The organism is Vibrio aquaticus (genome assembly GCF_003970385.1).
Taxonomy (GTDB): domain Bacteria; phylum Pseudomonadota; class Gammaproteobacteria; order Enterobacterales; family Vibrionaceae; genus Vibrio; species Vibrio aquaticus.
Window position 1 is genome coordinate 70,309 of sequence record NZ_RXZH01000009.1, and the last position, 14,931, is coordinate 85,239.

Annotated in this window: 15 protein-coding genes; 6 read left to right on the top strand and 9 right to left on the bottom strand. The window is 45.0% G+C overall.

Features of this window, described 5'->3' with window-relative positions:
- Positions 1-12 precede the first annotated feature (12 nt).
- Both EJ063_RS16890 and tldD read left to right on the top strand, forming a co-directional pair.
- Positions 13-831 carry a carbon-nitrogen hydrolase family protein gene (locus EJ063_RS16890; RefSeq protein ID WP_126575508.1) on the top strand — a complete coding sequence of 273 codons (819 nt, stop codon included), beginning with the start codon at positions 13-15 and terminating at the stop codon, positions 829-831.
- A 9-nt stretch (positions 832-840) separates the two neighbouring features.
- Positions 841-2,286 carry a metalloprotease TldD gene (gene tldD, locus EJ063_RS16895; RefSeq protein ID WP_126575509.1) on the top strand — a complete coding sequence of 482 codons (1,446 nt, stop codon included), beginning with the start codon at positions 841-843 and terminating at the stop codon, positions 2,284-2,286.
- A 117-nt stretch (positions 2,287-2,403) separates the two neighbouring features.
- Here tldD and arcA read toward each other — a convergent pair whose 3' ends face one another.
- Positions 2,404-3,624, bottom strand: coding sequence for an arginine deiminase (gene arcA, locus EJ063_RS16900; protein ID WP_126575510.1), 1,221 nt, complete (start codon positions 3,622-3,624; stop codon positions 2,404-2,406).
- Positions 3,625-4,189: 565 nt separating this feature from the next.
- Between arcA and rraB the strand changes: the two genes are divergently transcribed.
- Together rraB and EJ063_RS16910 are read left to right on the top strand one after the other, a co-directional pair.
- A complete protein-coding gene (rraB, locus tag EJ063_RS16905) occupies positions 4,190-4,603 on the top strand; it encodes a ribonuclease E inhibitor RraB (RefSeq protein WP_126575511.1) in 414 nt (137 codons plus the stop codon).
- 117 nt (positions 4,604-4,720) lie between these two features.
- A complete protein-coding gene (locus EJ063_RS16910; protein ID WP_126575512.1) occupies positions 4,721-5,518 on the top strand; it encodes a glycosyl hydrolase 2 galactose-binding domain-containing protein in 798 nt (265 codons plus the stop codon).
- On the opposite strand, the gene EJ063_RS16915 is transcribed toward EJ063_RS16910, so the two are convergent.
- The 5 genes from EJ063_RS16915 to argR form a co-directional block, all read right to left on the bottom strand.
- Positions 5,515-5,910: a DUF2061 domain-containing protein gene (locus EJ063_RS16915; RefSeq protein WP_126575513.1), complete on the bottom strand. Its 396-nt coding sequence runs from the start codon at positions 5,908-5,910 to the stop codon at positions 5,515-5,517. The two genes, EJ063_RS16910 and EJ063_RS16915, sit on opposite strands and share 4 nt — an antisense overlap.
- Positions 5,911-6,114: 204 nt before the next feature.
- Positions 6,115-6,552, bottom strand: coding sequence for a universal stress protein (locus EJ063_RS16920; RefSeq protein WP_126575514.1), 438 nt, complete (start codon positions 6,550-6,552; stop codon positions 6,115-6,117).
- 99 nt (positions 6,553-6,651) lie between these two features.
- On the bottom strand, positions 6,652-9,231 hold the full coding sequence (locus EJ063_RS16925) for a TRAP transporter permease (RefSeq protein ID WP_126575515.1): 2,580 nt from the start codon (positions 9,229-9,231) through the stop codon (positions 6,652-6,654).
- A gap of 229 nt (positions 9,232-9,460) precedes the next feature.
- Positions 9,461-10,429 carry a TAXI family TRAP transporter solute-binding subunit gene (locus EJ063_RS16930; protein ID WP_126575516.1) on the bottom strand — a complete coding sequence of 323 codons (969 nt, stop codon included), beginning with the start codon at positions 10,427-10,429 and terminating at the stop codon, positions 9,461-9,463.
- Between the two features lie 336 nt (positions 10,430-10,765).
- Positions 10,766-11,236 carry a transcriptional regulator ArgR gene (argR, locus tag EJ063_RS16935; RefSeq protein ID WP_126575517.1) on the bottom strand — a complete coding sequence of 157 codons (471 nt, stop codon included), beginning with the start codon at positions 11,234-11,236 and terminating at the stop codon, positions 10,766-10,768.
- A 330-nt stretch (positions 11,237-11,566) separates the two neighbouring features.
- Here argR and mdh point away from each other — a divergent pair, with 330 nt between their 5' ends.
- A complete protein-coding gene (gene mdh, locus EJ063_RS16940) occupies positions 11,567-12,499 on the top strand; it encodes a malate dehydrogenase (protein ID WP_126575518.1) in 933 nt (310 codons plus the stop codon).
- A 105-nt stretch (positions 12,500-12,604) separates the two neighbouring features.
- Positions 12,605-12,796 carry a hypothetical protein gene (locus EJ063_RS16945; protein WP_126575519.1) on the top strand — a complete coding sequence of 64 codons (192 nt, stop codon included), beginning with the start codon at positions 12,605-12,607 and terminating at the stop codon, positions 12,794-12,796.
- A gap of 53 nt (positions 12,797-12,849) precedes the next feature.
- Here the strand turns inward: EJ063_RS16945 and EJ063_RS16950 are convergent, their stop codons facing one another.
- The 3 genes from EJ063_RS16950 to pyrB all read right to left on the bottom strand — a co-directional run bounded on the left by EJ063_RS16950 (position 12,850) and on the right by pyrB (position 14,781).
- Positions 12,850-13,239 carry a RidA family protein gene (locus tag EJ063_RS16950; RefSeq protein WP_126575520.1) on the bottom strand — a complete coding sequence of 130 codons (390 nt, stop codon included), beginning with the start codon at positions 13,237-13,239 and terminating at the stop codon, positions 12,850-12,852.
- Between the two features lie 133 nt (positions 13,240-13,372).
- A complete protein-coding gene (gene pyrI, locus EJ063_RS16955) occupies positions 13,373-13,834 on the bottom strand; it encodes an aspartate carbamoyltransferase regulatory subunit (protein ID WP_126575521.1) in 462 nt (153 codons plus the stop codon).
- A 17-nt stretch (positions 13,835-13,851) separates the two neighbouring features.
- Positions 13,852-14,781, bottom strand: coding sequence for an aspartate carbamoyltransferase (pyrB, locus tag EJ063_RS16960; protein WP_126575522.1), 930 nt, complete (start codon positions 14,779-14,781; stop codon positions 13,852-13,854).
- Positions 14,782-14,931 lie beyond the last annotated feature (150 nt).

Consider the following 14,931-nt stretch of genomic DNA (forward strand, 5'->3'; position numbering starts at 1 on the left):
GGAGAAGCACTCATGGAACGAGTTGGAATGGTACAAATGACTTCAGGGCCGAATCCAGAACATAACTTGCTCTATATTCGAGAGCAAGTGGCGGCCCTGGCCAAAGAAGGTGCTCAACTTGTCGTGACACCGGAAAACAGTTTGGTGTTTGGTAGTCGTAAGGATTACCACCAACATGCCGAGCGATTGGCTGAAGGCGCATTGCAACAAGCGTTGTCATCTATGGCGAAAGAGAATGAGGTTTGGCTGCTTATTGGTAGTATGCCAATTCAAAGAGAAAACGGCGTTACGACTACTTCGCTGCTCTTTTCGCCACAAGGTGAGTTAGTCAGTCACTACGACAAGCTGCACATGTTTGATGTCGATGTCGCTGACAGCCACAAGCGTTACCGAGAGTCTGAAACCTTTATGCCAGGCTCTCAAATCGTTACTTATCCGACGCCATTTGCGCACCTGGGCCTGAGTATCTGCTATGATGTTCGCTTTCCGTCACTCTATAGTGAACTTGCCAGATTAGGTGCCAACCTTATTGTTGTTCCAGCCGCATTTACTGCCGTGACAGGACAGGCCCATTGGGAGTCTTTGTTACGAGCGAGAGCGATTGAAACTCAGTCATGGGTAGTCGCAGTAAACCAAGTAGGTATTCACCCATGTGGTCGAGAGACTTGGGGACATTCAATGGTGATCTCTCCTTGGGGAGAAGTTATTGCGACACTAGCGAATCAACCAAGCAACTTATTGGTCGAAATTGACCTAAACCAAGTAGAAGAGTTAAGAGCGGCGATGCCGATTGGGCAGCACTCTCGATTCTGCAATCAGTTACAAAATTAAGAGCAAAGTATGACCATAAACCACGTAGAAGATGCGTTGCTAAAACCAGCCGGCCTTAGTGAGCAAGACGTTGCGGATACGCTGGCAAGTATTGCCACACGTCAAATCGATTATGCAGACATTTACTTTCAGTCTAGCTGGCATGAGTCACTGGTATTGGAAGACAGCATCATCAAAGATGGTTCTTTTAATATTGATTGTGGTGTCGGTGTTCGTGCCGTAACCGGTGAGAAAACGGGTTTCGCGTACTCTGATCAAATTCAATTAGACGGCCTTAAGCAAAGCGCGATTGCCGCTCGAGGCATTGCTCAGCAAGGTCAAAATGGCAAAGTACAGGCATTCAAACGTACTGACAACCAAGCGTATTACGCGGCTGAAAACCCATTAGAGAGTTGGGCGAAAGAGCAGAAGACTCAACTGTTAAAAGAATTAGATGCTTACATCCGTACCAAAGAACCTCTGATCAAAGAAGTCTCGGTAAGTCTCAGTGGTGTACATGAGCAAATGCTAGTTGCGGCAACGGATGGTACTTATGCGGGTGATGTTCGTCCTTTAGTTCGTCTATCTATCAGCGTATTAGCGCAAAAAGGCGATCGCCGTGAGCGTGGTAGCTCAGGTGGTGGTGGTCGTTTTGGTTACGACTTCTTCCTAACGGATAGCGACGGTGCCAAAGTCGCGTATCACTACGCTGATGAAGCAATTCGCATGGCTTTAGTTAACCTTGAAGCTGATGCAGCGCCAGCAGGCATGATGCCAGTCGTACTAGGCTCAGGTTGGCCAGGCGTACTTCTGCACGAAGCGGTCGGTCATGGCTTAGAAGGTGATTTCAACCGTAAAGAATCATCGGTATTCAGCGGTAAAGTGGGCGAGAAGGTCACCTCTGATCTTTGTACCATCGTCGATGACGGCACACTAAAAGATCTTCGTGGTTCACTGAATGTGGATGATGAAGGTGTGAATGGTCAATACAACACGTTAATTGAAAATGGTGTGCTGAAAGGCTACATGCAAGATAAGCTCAATGCGCGTTTAATGGGTGTGAACCCAACAGGTAACGGCCGTCGTGAGTCTTATGCTCACTTGCCAATGCCACGCATGACTAACACTTACATGTTACCGGGCGAACATACGCCAGAAGAGATCATTTCAACTGTTGAGAAAGGTCTTTACGCACCAAACTTTGGTGGTGGTCAGGTGGACATCACTTCCGGTAAGTTTGTGTTCTCAGCGTCAGAAGCGTACTTGATTGAAAATGGTAAAATCACTCGCCCAGTGAAAGGCGCAACCTTGATTGGTTCAGGTATTGAGGCCATGCAGCAGGTGTCGATGGTGGGTAATGACCTAAGTATCGACCGCGGTGTCGGTGTATGTGGTAAAGCCGGTCAAAGTGTTCCTGTTGGAGTTGGTCAGCCAACCTTGAAGCTTGATTCAATCACGGTCGGTGGTACCGAGTAATAACTAAATTGTAGATTTGGTCATTCCATACACGGGGATGACGGCCAAATTCATTAAAAAAACAAAAAGGGTTGATGCTTTCACATCAACCCTTTTTATATTCTATCGTTTTAGGTACTAAATACCGTCACGCTCAATTGGACAGCTCATACAACGCGCGCCGCCGCGACCACGACCGAGTTCATTACCTGGAATAGTTAGAACTTGAATCCCAGCCTTGTCGTATTTTTCATTGGTGTAAACGTTACGTTCGTAACCAATCACAACACCTGGTTTTACCGTTAGTACGTTATTGGCGTCATTCCATTGTTCACGTTCAGCTTCGTAGCTGTCACCACCAGTGGTGATGATTTTCAAGTAATCTAGGCCAAGCGCTTCTTCGATCGCATGAATAAAGCTTGGTACTTTTTCTACCTTCATTTCACCATCATCTTTTGGTGAAAGTCGCCATGTATTCAGGTCTTTACGCATGATCTCTGGGTAGACAGAGAACGTATCGATGTCCATGTGCGTCATAACCGTATCTAAGTGCATGCAAGAGCGATGTTTTGGTAGCTCAATCGCAATCACTTCTTTGGCTTGGCCATGTTTAAATAGATTCGCCGCTAGGTTTTCAACGCCCTGTGCGGTGGTACGTTCAGACATACCCACCAAAACAGCGCCTTTACCAATAACCAACACGTCTCCGCCTTCGATATTGGCATTGTCGTAATGAAGATCGTCATCACCGAAGTACTTAATAAAGTCTTGGCCTGCAAATACAGGGTGCCAGCGATAGATTGCACGCAAATGGTTAGTTTCACGCTGACGAGCCGCTTTCATCATAGGGTTTAGAGAGACACCACCGTAGACCCAGCATGACGTATCACGGGTAAACAGATGGTTTGGTAGTGGCTCAATGACAAAGTCCAGAGGCTGATGCATGTGTTGGAGCATTGACGACGACTTGATTGGCAATTCAGAGTAGGCAAGTCCACCAAGCAGTACCGTCGCTAGGTGCTCGTTGTCCATACTTGAAAGGTAACTGCGTAAGTCTTTGGCAAAAGTAGGGCCGTAACGGAAATCAGAAATTTGAGTATTGAGTAGCCAAGCTCTTGCTTCTGAGACTTCTAAGGTTTCCACCAGTAAGTTGTGTAGAAGTAGAACTTCCACCCCTTGATCGGTTAGCGTCTGAGCGAACTTATCATGTTCTTCCCCAGCGGCCTCAACGGCCAATACATCATCAAATAACAGTTCATGACAATTAGATGGGGTTAAGTGGGTGAGTGCTCGCTCTGGACGATTAAGCAAGACTCGTCTTAATTGACCAACCTCTGAGCCTACGTACAACTTACTCATTTTGTATCCTTACAATAAATTCCAGAGCGTATTTATGACAAGATTGTTATAAAGATGCAAGCTCGATTAGTGGCCAGATATACCGTCATAACTCAATAAAGCAGAGATTTATCTTATGTGGGAGGCGAGATCTATAAAATTACGGAAGTTTTGATTTAGAAACATTCAATGTGAGGCTGAGTCTCTATGCGTTTCACGAAAAATTCAAGAGTGAGGAGTTCTTAAAGGAACCAGCATAGCTATTCAGTAATTCACCGATGAGGCCGGATTAAGCATATTTTTATGCAGTGAGCTTTCTATTTTGATATGCAGATAAAGCTGATAAAAACGCATATCTGCGCTGATCATCGTATATGGGCGCTGAAAACAGATAACTCTGAATGCCGACTTTGATAATAAAATGTTAAATCTCTCATCTTGTGAAGTTGATCTGCTTAGATCGTGACGATAGTGACAGAGAAAGATCGCGATCAAGCTACATTCTGGGTAGTAATTTCCTCTGATCCATGCGATATTTCATCGCTGTTAACTATGATCTATTTTTTGACTATCTGGAGCACGAAACATGTCTCACGAAGATGAATATCTATCTGTTGAAGCACTAATTGAGATTCAAAAGGAAGAGACTCGCGATATTATCCAAGCCTTACTCGAAGATGGCAGTGATCCAGATGCTTTATACGAGATTGAACACCACCTTTTTGCTGAAGACTTTAACACGCTAGAAAAAGCGGTAGTAGAAGCATTCAAGATGGGTTTTGAAGTTCTTGAAGCAGAAGAAACAGAAGACGAAGATGGTAACAAGCTACTGTGTTGTGATGCCACTATGGAATCTGCACTAAACCCAGAAGCGATTGATGAGCAAGTCGAGAAGCTGATCCAACTTGCTGAGAAATACGACATCATCTATGACGGTTGGGGCACTTACTACGAAGGTGAAGATGCACTTTACCCTGAAGAAGATGATGACGAAGAGTAATCACTCTTAAGAACAGAATTGAGAATGCCAGTCCTAGTGACTGGCATTTTTATATCTTTATGCCATAGGCTACACTATAATCTTCCGACCTCTCTATAGCACTAAGATTGAAGGAATATGCGGCTATCACTTGCAGGTCTTTGGCAAATATCACCTCTTACAGACCTCTCAATACCTCAAGATGACATTACCTTTCCCGCTCCATTGAGCGCTCGGCTTCCTGACAGTTTGTCAGAGAGTGCGATTGCAGCTCAAGAGTGGCACTTAATGCATGACATCGAAGTGGATGAAGCCATGATGGCATTTCCTGCCGTGGATTTGGTGATTGCAGGTGTTGATTATCATGCCGAAGTTCGCCTCAATGGCGTCGCCGTTTTTGACTGTGATGGCTCTCAATCTGAGTATAAGAAAGACATTCGTCCATACATGCAACTTGGCCGTAATCGCTTTGAGATTTTATTCCTAGAAGAGGAAGAGGATTTACTGTTCGAAGAAGAGCAGCCAGAGCTGTGTCACCTTGGAGAACAACAGCAGAAAAAAGACTCTCGCATGGGGATTTGGGAAGAGCCTTATCTGCAGTTTATTCGTCATGTTCGCCTAGAGCACATTACCACGGAGCAAATTTGGCACCATGGTGGTGGCTGTGAGTTTATGGTGGATCTGCACTATAAAACTTATGCTTCTGGTTTGATTTCAGCGTCGGTAAAATTCAATGGCATGACGTATCACTTACCAATAGATGTGCGTAATGACCATGTAAGTGCTTTGTTCCAAGTGGAAGCGCCCGTCTATATTGATCCTAAGTCACCTAATCCAAACGATCTCTATCAATTAGACGTGACACTCGATGGTCAAAGCCAGCAGTTTAAAGTGGGCTTGAGCAAGGACCTTTGCGTTACCCACTTCCCGCTTTAAGCGTGTGCACACATCCAATTCGAAGAGTGGCTATCTTGTTTGCGTAGCCACACTTTTTCATGGAAATAGTAAGCCACAGTATTAATGGTTGGCTCGATAGCAGCCATTACCCCACCGACAAACGCATCACCAGTCATTAAGTAAACCACTCCGAATGCAACACTGAAGTGCACGATAGCGAAGCTGGTGGTTTTCACCTTGGCTGAGCGAGCTAAATTCTGCAATGCTTGGCTGGTTTGCCATATCCGCTCATGGAAGTAAAACGCTACTGAGTTTACAGAAGGCTCGACCATGGCAATCAGACTACCGATTAAGATATCTCCGGTCAGCACGTACGCGACAGTAAAGGCGATAGTGAAGTGAATAGCGGCGAATGTCAGTGTCTTTTTCATGGTAATAACCTTGTTCAACGTAAGCAGTCATCTGCTTTGTTATCTCAGTAACTCGATAAGGTTATTATTGATAATTATTCTCATTAAATAAATTCGATTGATTCGATAGTTTTGATAGGAATTAGCTATTAATAAACGAGTGGGATCAAAAAAGGCGCAGAGTGCGCCTTTATTCTTAATGAGCAGAGAGCAGTGTGCTCAGTCTTAGCCTTGTGGTTTCACAACCAGAACATTGATCGGTGAGTTTTCGACTACTTTACTCGCAACTGAACCTAGAACCACTTTGTCGATCTTAGAACGTTTATGGCTTGGCATAACAATTAGGTCAGCACCAAGTTTCTCTGCGTAATCCAGAATAGTGGAATACGGCTTACCTTCACCAACGTGTACTTTATATACCACGTCTTCATCGATGTGGTTGACCGCGAACTCTCTTAGTTGATCTTCAACATCACTCTTCATGTTTTGAACGGCATCTTTCGGAAAGTAAGACGCAACCATCGACATGTGAATACCAGGAAGTACATTCAACAAGTGAACTTCGGCTTTAGAGTGCTTAGCATGCCACACTGCTAGTTCAACCGCTTTGTCGGAAAAGCCTTTGTCGTTGAGGTCTACAGGAACAAGAATTTGCTTATACATTATGAAATCTCTTTGTATTCCCCTTAAAACACCATAAGGGGGAGTGAAATGCATCCTTAGCTTAATTGTAGCCCTACTGAGTCAGTAGGGCTGATTAAGTTACGCGCTCATCTCATCCTTTCGAGCTCGTCTTCTTTGGTTCATTGCAAGGCCAATCAGAAGAATCAGTGCCGGTACAAAGACCCACTCTTTCATTGGTCGATCAGCGTCAACCACAACCGAACGAATCTCCCAATCGAAGTCGACACCGGCTGCTTCAGCAGGGCTACCAAATTCAACCATATCGACCAACATACGACCGTTGGCATCGTTCAGCATAAGGCCCATTGACGAAATACGCTCTTCACCGCCTTCAGCACGGTCATCAAATGGTAGACGAACCGTTTTAGAGATGTAATCACCTTCTAAATTCTCACCAGCAACCAGTAGCTCTACCTCTTCACCTACCTTCAATTGGTCAGTGATTTGTACGATCTCAGTACCTGGGTGCAGAACCTTCGCAGGGTAAATTTGATCCCACCAGAAACCTGGGCGGAAGAAAGTAAACGTAAGCACCAATAGGGCAACGGTTTCCCACCATTTGTTCTTGGTAAACCACCAGCCTTGTGTCGCCGCTGAGAAAATCAACATGGCGATGACGGACGATATGATCGTCAGCATTAAGTGCCAGATACTATCAATCCCCATCAGTAGTAGCTGGGTATTGAAGATAAACATAAATGGCAAGATGGCCGTTCGAATGTCGTAGGTAAAGCCTTGGATACCAGTTCGAATTGGATCCGATTTGGCAATCGCTGCCGCGGCAAATGCGGCTAGACCTACAGGTGGTGTATCATCGGCTAAAATACCGAAGTAGAACACAAATAAGTGAACCGCGATAAGTGGAATAATCAGACCACTTTGCGCACCCAAAGTCACGATAACCGGCGCCATCAAGGTTGATACAACGATGTAGTTTGCCGTTGTCGGCAGACCCATACCTAAAATCAAGCTGATCACTGCAGTAAATAGCAGCATCAGAATGATGTTACCGCCAGAGATAAACTCAACGAAGTCTGTCATAACAAGACCGATACCCGTTAGCGTTACCACACCAACCACTGTACCTGCTGCTGCCGTCGCAACACCGATACCAATCATATTACGAGCACCCGACACTAAGCTTTCAGCGAGATCAATAAAGCCAGCTTTAGTTTGCTCAGCAATGCTGCCTTCTTTCGAAAGGATCGCAATCAAAGGACGTTGAGTGATCAAGATAAAGATCATGAATACCGTTGCCCAGAATGCTGATAGACCTGGAGAGAAACGCTCAACAGTCAGACACCATACAAGAACAACAATCGGTAATAGGAAGTGCAAGCCAGATTTGATCGTTGGGCCTGGATCAGGAACTTCCGTTAACTCCGCATCGATCTCCATAGCGCCTTCTTTCGCGTACTTAGCCGAAATGTTGACTAAAGCGACGTAAGCAACCAGAAGAGCAACCGTCACGATCGGCGTAGCTGCATCACCAAAGACATCTTTGGTCCAACCCACACCGTAGTAAACCGCAGCACTGATTACACATAGACCTAAGATAGTGCCGGTAAATGACAGTAGGCTATGAATCAGCTTTGGTGTATGACGGCGAGGTAAGCCAGTCATGCCCGCTTTACAAGCTTCAAGGTGAACAATGTAGATAAGAGCGATGTAAGAAATCAGTGCAGGAAGGATTGCTGCCTTGATAACTTCAACGTAAGAAATGCCGACATACTCAACCATTAAAAAGGCAGCAGCACCCATGATTGGTGGTGTTAGCTGACCGTTTGTTGAAGCGGCAACTTCTACTGCACCCGCCTTGGTTCCTGGGAAGCCAACGCGCTTCATCAGAGGAATAGTAAACGTACCTGTTGTTACTACGTTTGCAATCGATGAGCCTGAAACAAGACCAGACAAGCCTGATGCGACAACCGCTGCTTTCGCTGGGCCACCTTTCATGTGACCAAGCAATGAGAATGCTACTTTGATGAAGTAAGCACCTGCACCAGCACGTTCAAGCATGGCACCAAACAGAACGAATAGGAAAACGAATGAGGTTGAGACACCCAGAGCAACACCGAAGACACCTTCTGTAGTTAGCCATAAGTGCGACATCGCCTTGTTCAAGCTTGCGCCTTTGTGGGCGATAACGTCTGGCATATGTGGGCCGCCAAAGGTGTACAGCAAGAATACAGCAGCAACCACCATCAGTGGTGGACCTAACGCACGGCGGGTCGCTTCAAGTAGGAGCACCATACCCGTCACAGCGATAACAATATCGAGTGTTGTTGGCGCACCTGAGCGGCCAGCCAGCTCGGTGTAGAAAATATAAATATAAGCAGCAGAGAAACTGCCGGCTAAAGCTAATAGCCAATCAATGGCAGGAATTCTATCTCTAGGAGAATTTTTAAGTGCTGGATAAGCGGTAAACGCTAGGAACACAGCGAACATTAGGTGGATAGAACGTGCTTCAGTATCATTGAGTACGGCGAAATCAAAGATAAACGGCAGGGGGGATGCGTACCAAAGTTGGAATAATGACCAACATAGCGGCACAAACCACAAGATGCGACCAGAGATGCCTTGCGGGGCACGCGCACCAGTGTCGGCTTGAGCGACCATATCTTGCACATCTTGAGACGGAGATGTTGTCTTCGACATGTACTAAATCCTTAATTATTAGAGGTCCGTGTAGTTTTGGTTATGAGAACCTAATTTTGCATCTTTTAGTGTAGCCAAAAGATGGAATATTGCTCAGTCGTACGGGATTCTTAGGTATAAAACGAGGAAGAGTTTCAAAATTGTGAAACTCCTAAATTGAATGATATTTATCAGTGTATAACGCTGATAGAATCAGGGAGGCGTTTGCCCCCCTGATTACAAAGAATGGTTACTTAAGTAGACCGATTTCTTTGTAGTACTTCTCTGCACCTGGGTGTAGAGGGATAGAAAGACCAGCTTGAACCATGTCTTCTTTTTTCAGGCTTGCGAACGCTGGGTGTAGACGCTTAAATGTATCGAAGTTTTCAAATACAGATTTCGCTACGTTGTAAGCAACATCGTCAGAAACGTTAGTTGTTGTTACCATAGTCGCAGCAACACCAAAGCTGTTTACGTCTTTGTCAGTGCCACGGTACATGCCCGCAGGTACTGTGCTGAATGCGTAGTATGGGTTACCAGCAACGATCTCATCGATCTTCGCACCTGTTGCAGAAACTAGCTTCGCATCACATGAAGTCGTTGCTTCTTTGATCGATCCATTCGGGTGACCAACTACGTAAACGAATGCGTCAATCTTGTTGTCACAAAGTGCTTGTGAACGCTCAGAACCTTTCAGCTCAGAAGCCAGTTTGAAGTCATCGTTAGTCCAACCCATAGCGTCCATGACAACACCCATTGTTGCACGGTCACCAGAACCTGGGTTACCAATGTTTACGCGTTTGCCTTTAAGGTCAGAAACGTTTTCAATGCCAGCATCGCTACGAGCGATGATGTTGAACGGTTCTGTGTGTAGAGAGAATACCGCACGTAGCTCTTTGTACGGGCCTTGCTCTGCAAACTTACTTGTACCGTTGTAGCCGTGGTACTGCCAGTCAGACTGAACGATACCGAAGTCTAGTTCGCCTGCACGGATAGTGTTCACGTTGTAAATCGAACCACCAGTCGATTCTACAGAACAACGGATGTTGTGGTCTTTACGGCCTTTGTTAACGAGCTTACAAATCGCACCACCAGTTGGGTAGTAAACACCTGTTACTGAACCTGTACCGATTGTGATGAATTCTTGAGCGTTAACCGCGCCTGCGCCCATAACTGCAGCAGCAATAGCGCCAACCTTAATAAGTTTGTTCAATGCCATGAATTTCCCTTCCTTTATTCATTATTAACCCATTGCAAGTGTAGTTGCTCCGGGAGTTTCCTCTTGCTGGAAACGGCATCTTTTTCAATCCGTATGTTGAAAAAGTGGCTGAATAATAGCAAAAAATTGGCACATAATTACACGGATGTTAAAGAATATAGGTAAAACCGCTGATTGGTCTCATAAACTATTTAGCTAGTTTTTGTCTTTTAATTCTTTTATATCATGTGGTTAGGTTGGGGCGGGGTGAGTTACATGATTTTATTAAGATGTGATCTCAATCACGCTACGGAGCGTAGCGCAATTGAAGAGTTAAAACGTTGTTATTTTGACAACTTAACCCGTGTATTCAAACAGTTCACATACCGAGTTAAACAGTTGCTCAGTCGAGATAGACAGCGTTGGAGTAATGAAGATTGTGTCATCACCAGCAACGACACCTAGGATACCTTCTGCTTTACCTAGTGAGTCTAGCAAGCGGGCGATCAACTGAGCAGCACCAGGTCCGGTATGGATGACAACTAATGCGTTGTTATGATCGATGTCTAATACTAACTCTCTTAGTGAGCTTGAGACAGTTGGTACCCCAAGTTCAGCCGGTAGGCAGTAAACCATCTCCATTTTGGCATTACGTGTACGTACCGCGCCAAATTTGGTGAGCATACGTGACACTTTAGATTGGTTGATGTTATCGAACCCTTCGTTTTTAAGAGCTTCCACAATATCGCCTTGGGAGCCGAAGCGTTCTTCTTTTAGTAGGGCTTTAAAAGCGCGAACGAGGTTATCTTGTTTTTCTGAATGGCGCATGGTTCTCTTTCTATGTTTGTTTTATAAAAAGCAAGTGAATATTCTCGCATAGATATGCAAAATGTGCCAACGATAAACCTCAAATCTGTCTAGTAAATCACTGTAAACTTGGCACGATTTATTGACAGGAAACCTTATAATTCTTTGTTATTAAAAAGGATTAAGAACATAATAGCGAAAAGGCGTCACGACCATTTCTCACCGCTTGCGCAAGGTCGCAAAGCTGACGTTAATCATTTGTAATCATCTTGTGATTACTATAGGTTGAACACACCGATTTTAATCGACTAACAAAACATATATAAGAGAGTCATCTCAAGGAGAACTACGATGAAAGTAGCCGTTATTGGTGCCGCTGGTGGCATCGGTCAAGCCCTAGCCCTACTACTGAAAAACCGTCTACCTGCAGGTTCAGATCTTGCGCTATACGATATCGCACCTGTGACTCCAGGTGTTGCTGCAGATCTAAGCCACATCCCAACACCTGTATCTATTAAAGGTTACGCTGGTGAAGATCCATCTCCGGCACTAGAGGGTGCAGACGTGGTACTTATCTCTGCGGGTGTTGCACGTAAACCAGGTATGGATCGTGCTGACCTGTTCAACGTGAACGCGGGTATTGTTAAGTCTCTTGCTCAAAAAATTGCAGACGTTTGTCCTAAAGCATTCGTGGGTATTATTACTAACCCAGTAAATACAACAGTGCCTATCGCTGCTGAAGTCCTAAAGAAAGCCGGTGTTTACGACAAGCGTCGTCTGTTCGGTGTAACGACACTGGATGTTATCCGTTCTGAAACGTTTGTTGCAGATCTAAAAGACAAAGATCCAGGTGACGTTCGTGTGCCTGTTATCGGTGGTCACTCAGGTGTGACAATCCTTCCTCTACTGTCTCAGGTTGAAGGCGTTGAGTTCACAGCTGAAGAAGTGGAAGCGCTAACTAAGCGTATCCAGAATGCAGGTACTGAAGTTGTTGAAGCAAAAGCGGGTGGCGGCTCAGCAACTCTCTCTATGGGTCAAGCAGCATGTCGCTTTGGTCTAGCGCTAGTGAAAGCGGCTCAAGGCGAAGAAGTTATTGAATACGCTTATGTTGAAGGCGACGGTGAGCACGCACCATTCTTCGCTCAACCTGTGAAGCTAGGCAAAAATGGCGTTGAAGAAATCCTAAGCTACGGCCCACTGAGCGATTTCGAAAAATCAGCGCTAGATGGCATGCTAGAAACGCTAAATGGCGACATTCAAATTGGTGTAGATTTCGCTAAGTAATGTAATCGTCCCTTAAAAATTGCAAAAGCCGGCTTTCGAGTCGGCTTTTTTGATCCTTTCTTCTTAGTCAGCTGTACACTTATTTAAGTAACGGAGGAGAAAAAGATGGATATTAGCGAAATTGAAAAAGGCATGTTGGTTGAATGCCGACAAGGAATCGGTACGGTACTAGAGGTCGATGAGAGTGCTCAGGCCGTGGTCATCGAAGAGCGCACCTCTCACCAAAAGTTCGAGGTTGAAGTCAGTGACTTAATGGATGACCCTCAATTGCATTTAGGCTGTGACCGCTATTATTGATTGCAACAAAAAAGCGAGCTCTCAAGCTCGCTTTTCTCTTTCAATTACGTCGACTATTTACGAACGGCAATTGCTTCAATCTCGATACCGACATCTTTAGGTAGACGAGCCACTTCTACACATGAACGTGCAGGGTAGTTTGCTACGTTGTGCTCATCGAAGAATTTACCGTAAACTTCATTTACTGTGCCAAAGTCGTTTAGGTCTTTAACGAATACAGTCATTTTCACGATATCAGTCACAGACAGGCCAGACGCTTCAACAACCGCTTTTACGTTGTCTAGAGATTGACGAGCTTGGACTGCGATATCTTCTGATACTTCACCAGTTGCTGGATTTACTGGGATTTGACCTGAAGTCAGAACCATGTTGCCTAGGTCTACGCCTTGTACGTATGGGCCGATAGCTGCTGGAGCTGATTCTGTGTGAAGTACTTTAGTCATTATTATGTTCCATCTGTTTAGGGGAAATAAGAAAACTCAGTGTGCCGTGATTTGCGTGCTGCGTAAAGAAAAAATCCCCGCTTAAGTGAAGCGAGGATAGATTAAAATCTCAGCGATAACGGTGACTTATGAACTAGCGCTCAGTAACGATTTCACGTGAGAATACTTTCTCGCAGTATTTACATTTCAGGCGAATATCATCTTTCTTCTCAAACACTTTGAAGCTGCTTTCGACTGGCTCATCATGAGTAATACAGTTGCTGTTTGGGCACTCGAACACGTTGTTCACTTGCTCTGGCAACTCAAGCGGCAGTTTCTTTACGACTTCATAGTTTTCAATTTGGTTTACTGTCGCATGTGGCGCATACAGTGCCAACTTGCTTGCTTGATCTTCACTGATGAACACGTTTTCAATCTTAAGCAGATCTTTATGACCAAGCGCAGAAGATGGCAAGTTAAGACCAACCGTTACTCGCTGCTCTGATTTGTGCATAGAGAACAGCTTTAGCACTTTAATACCAATTTGCGCTGGAATATGGTCGATAACCGTACCATTTTTAATTGCTTCAACCTGCAATTGAGTTTCTTTAGACATGATTGTTCTCCTCTCGATTACAGGGTTTCGTTTAGCACTAGAGCAAGCAGTGCTTCACGAGCGTAGACACCGTTTTCTGCTTGCTGGAAGTAATAAGCGTGTGGGGTTTTATCCACATCTACAGTGATTTCATCAACACGTGGTAGTGGGTGAAGCACCTTTAGATTCTCACGCGCGTCTTTCAGTAGCTCAGCGGTTAAGATGTAAGCCGATTTAATGTGCGCATATTCCGACTCATCAAAACGCTCTTTCTGTACACGGGTCATATACAGAACGTCCAATTCAGGTACCACGCTTTCCATGTCAGTGTGCAGGCTGTATTCAATACCTGCTTCGTCTAACTCTTCACAGATGTAATCTGGCATGGCTAGCGCTTCTGGAGCCACAAAGAAGAAACGCACATTGTTGAATTTTGCCAGCGCTTGAGTCAGAGAGTGCACCGTACGGCCGTATTTAAGGTCGCCAACAAACGCTACATTAAGGTTGTCTAAACGGCCTTGTGTTTCAGCGATAGAGAACAGGTCTAGCAGCGTTTGTGTTGGGTGTTGGTTGGCACCGTCACCTGCGTTAATTACAGGGACACCGTTAGAAAACTCAGAGGCCAAACGCGCTGCGCCTTCTTGCGGATGACGCATCACAAATGCATCTACGTAAGATGAAATAACCTGCACTGAGTCAGCCAGGGTTTCGCCTTTTTTCGCCAGAGAGGTGTTACCGCCGTTATCAAAACCAATCACACTGCCGCCAATGCGTTGGATTGCCGTTTCAAAAGAGAGGCGAGTACGAGTAGAAGGCTCAAAGAAACAGCTCGCAATCACCTTGTTTTTGATTAACTCAGGTTTCTGATCGGCTTTTAGCTCACCAGCCGTTTTGACAATCAATTCGAGCTCTTCACGTGAAAGCTCAGGAATCGAGATAATGTGCTTGTTATAAAGCGTGTTGGTCATAATCATCTTCCCAGTCATGAAATTTAGGCAATAAAAAAGCCCCCCATTACGGGAGGCTTTAAAAATCGGTGGAAATAGAAAAACCGAACGCCGATAAGCACTTCTGCTTACCCAGTGTAATACGCTTTGTAGAGCACGAATTACGTGGCA

What these genes read in the sequence shown, in the direction of transcription:
- EJ063_RS16890 (WP_126575508.1), top strand. Translation starts at nt 13, where the DNA reads ATGGAACGAGTTGGAATGGTACAAATGACTTCAGGGCCGAATCCAGAA.
- tldD (WP_126575509.1), top strand. Translation starts at nt 841, where the DNA reads ATGACCATAAACCACGTAGAAGATGCGTTGCTAAAACCAGCCGGCCTT.
- arcA (WP_126575510.1), bottom strand. Translation starts at nt 3,624, where the DNA reads ATGAGTAAGTTGTACGTAGGCTCAGAGGTTGGTCAATTAAGACGAGTC.
- rraB (WP_126575511.1), top strand. Translation starts at nt 4,190, where the DNA reads ATGTCTCACGAAGATGAATATCTATCTGTTGAAGCACTAATTGAGATT.
- EJ063_RS16910 (WP_126575512.1), top strand. Translation starts at nt 4,721, where the DNA reads ATGCGGCTATCACTTGCAGGTCTTTGGCAAATATCACCTCTTACAGAC.
- EJ063_RS16915 (WP_126575513.1), bottom strand. Translation starts at nt 5,910, where the DNA reads ATGAAAAAGACACTGACATTCGCCGCTATTCACTTCACTATCGCCTTT.
- EJ063_RS16920 (WP_126575514.1), bottom strand. Translation starts at nt 6,552, where the DNA reads ATGTATAAGCAAATTCTTGTTCCTGTAGACCTCAACGACAAAGGCTTT.
- EJ063_RS16925 (WP_126575515.1), bottom strand. Translation starts at nt 9,231, where the DNA reads ATGTCGAAGACAACATCTCCGTCTCAAGATGTGCAAGATATGGTCGCT.
- EJ063_RS16930 (WP_126575516.1), bottom strand. Translation starts at nt 10,429, where the DNA reads ATGGCATTGAACAAACTTATTAAGGTTGGCGCTATTGCTGCTGCAGTT.
- argR (WP_126575517.1), bottom strand. Translation starts at nt 11,236, where the DNA reads ATGCGCCATTCAGAAAAACAAGATAACCTCGTTCGCGCTTTTAAAGCC.
- mdh (WP_126575518.1), top strand. Translation starts at nt 11,567, where the DNA reads ATGAAAGTAGCCGTTATTGGTGCCGCTGGTGGCATCGGTCAAGCCCTA.
- EJ063_RS16945 (WP_126575519.1), top strand. Translation starts at nt 12,605, where the DNA reads ATGGATATTAGCGAAATTGAAAAAGGCATGTTGGTTGAATGCCGACAA.
- EJ063_RS16950 (WP_126575520.1), bottom strand. Translation starts at nt 13,239, where the DNA reads ATGACTAAAGTACTTCACACAGAATCAGCTCCAGCAGCTATCGGCCCA.
- pyrI (WP_126575521.1), bottom strand. Translation starts at nt 13,834, where the DNA reads ATGTCTAAAGAAACTCAATTGCAGGTTGAAGCAATTAAAAATGGTACG.
- pyrB (WP_126575522.1), bottom strand. Translation starts at nt 14,781, where the DNA reads ATGACCAACACGCTTTATAACAAGCACATTATCTCGATTCCTGAGCTT.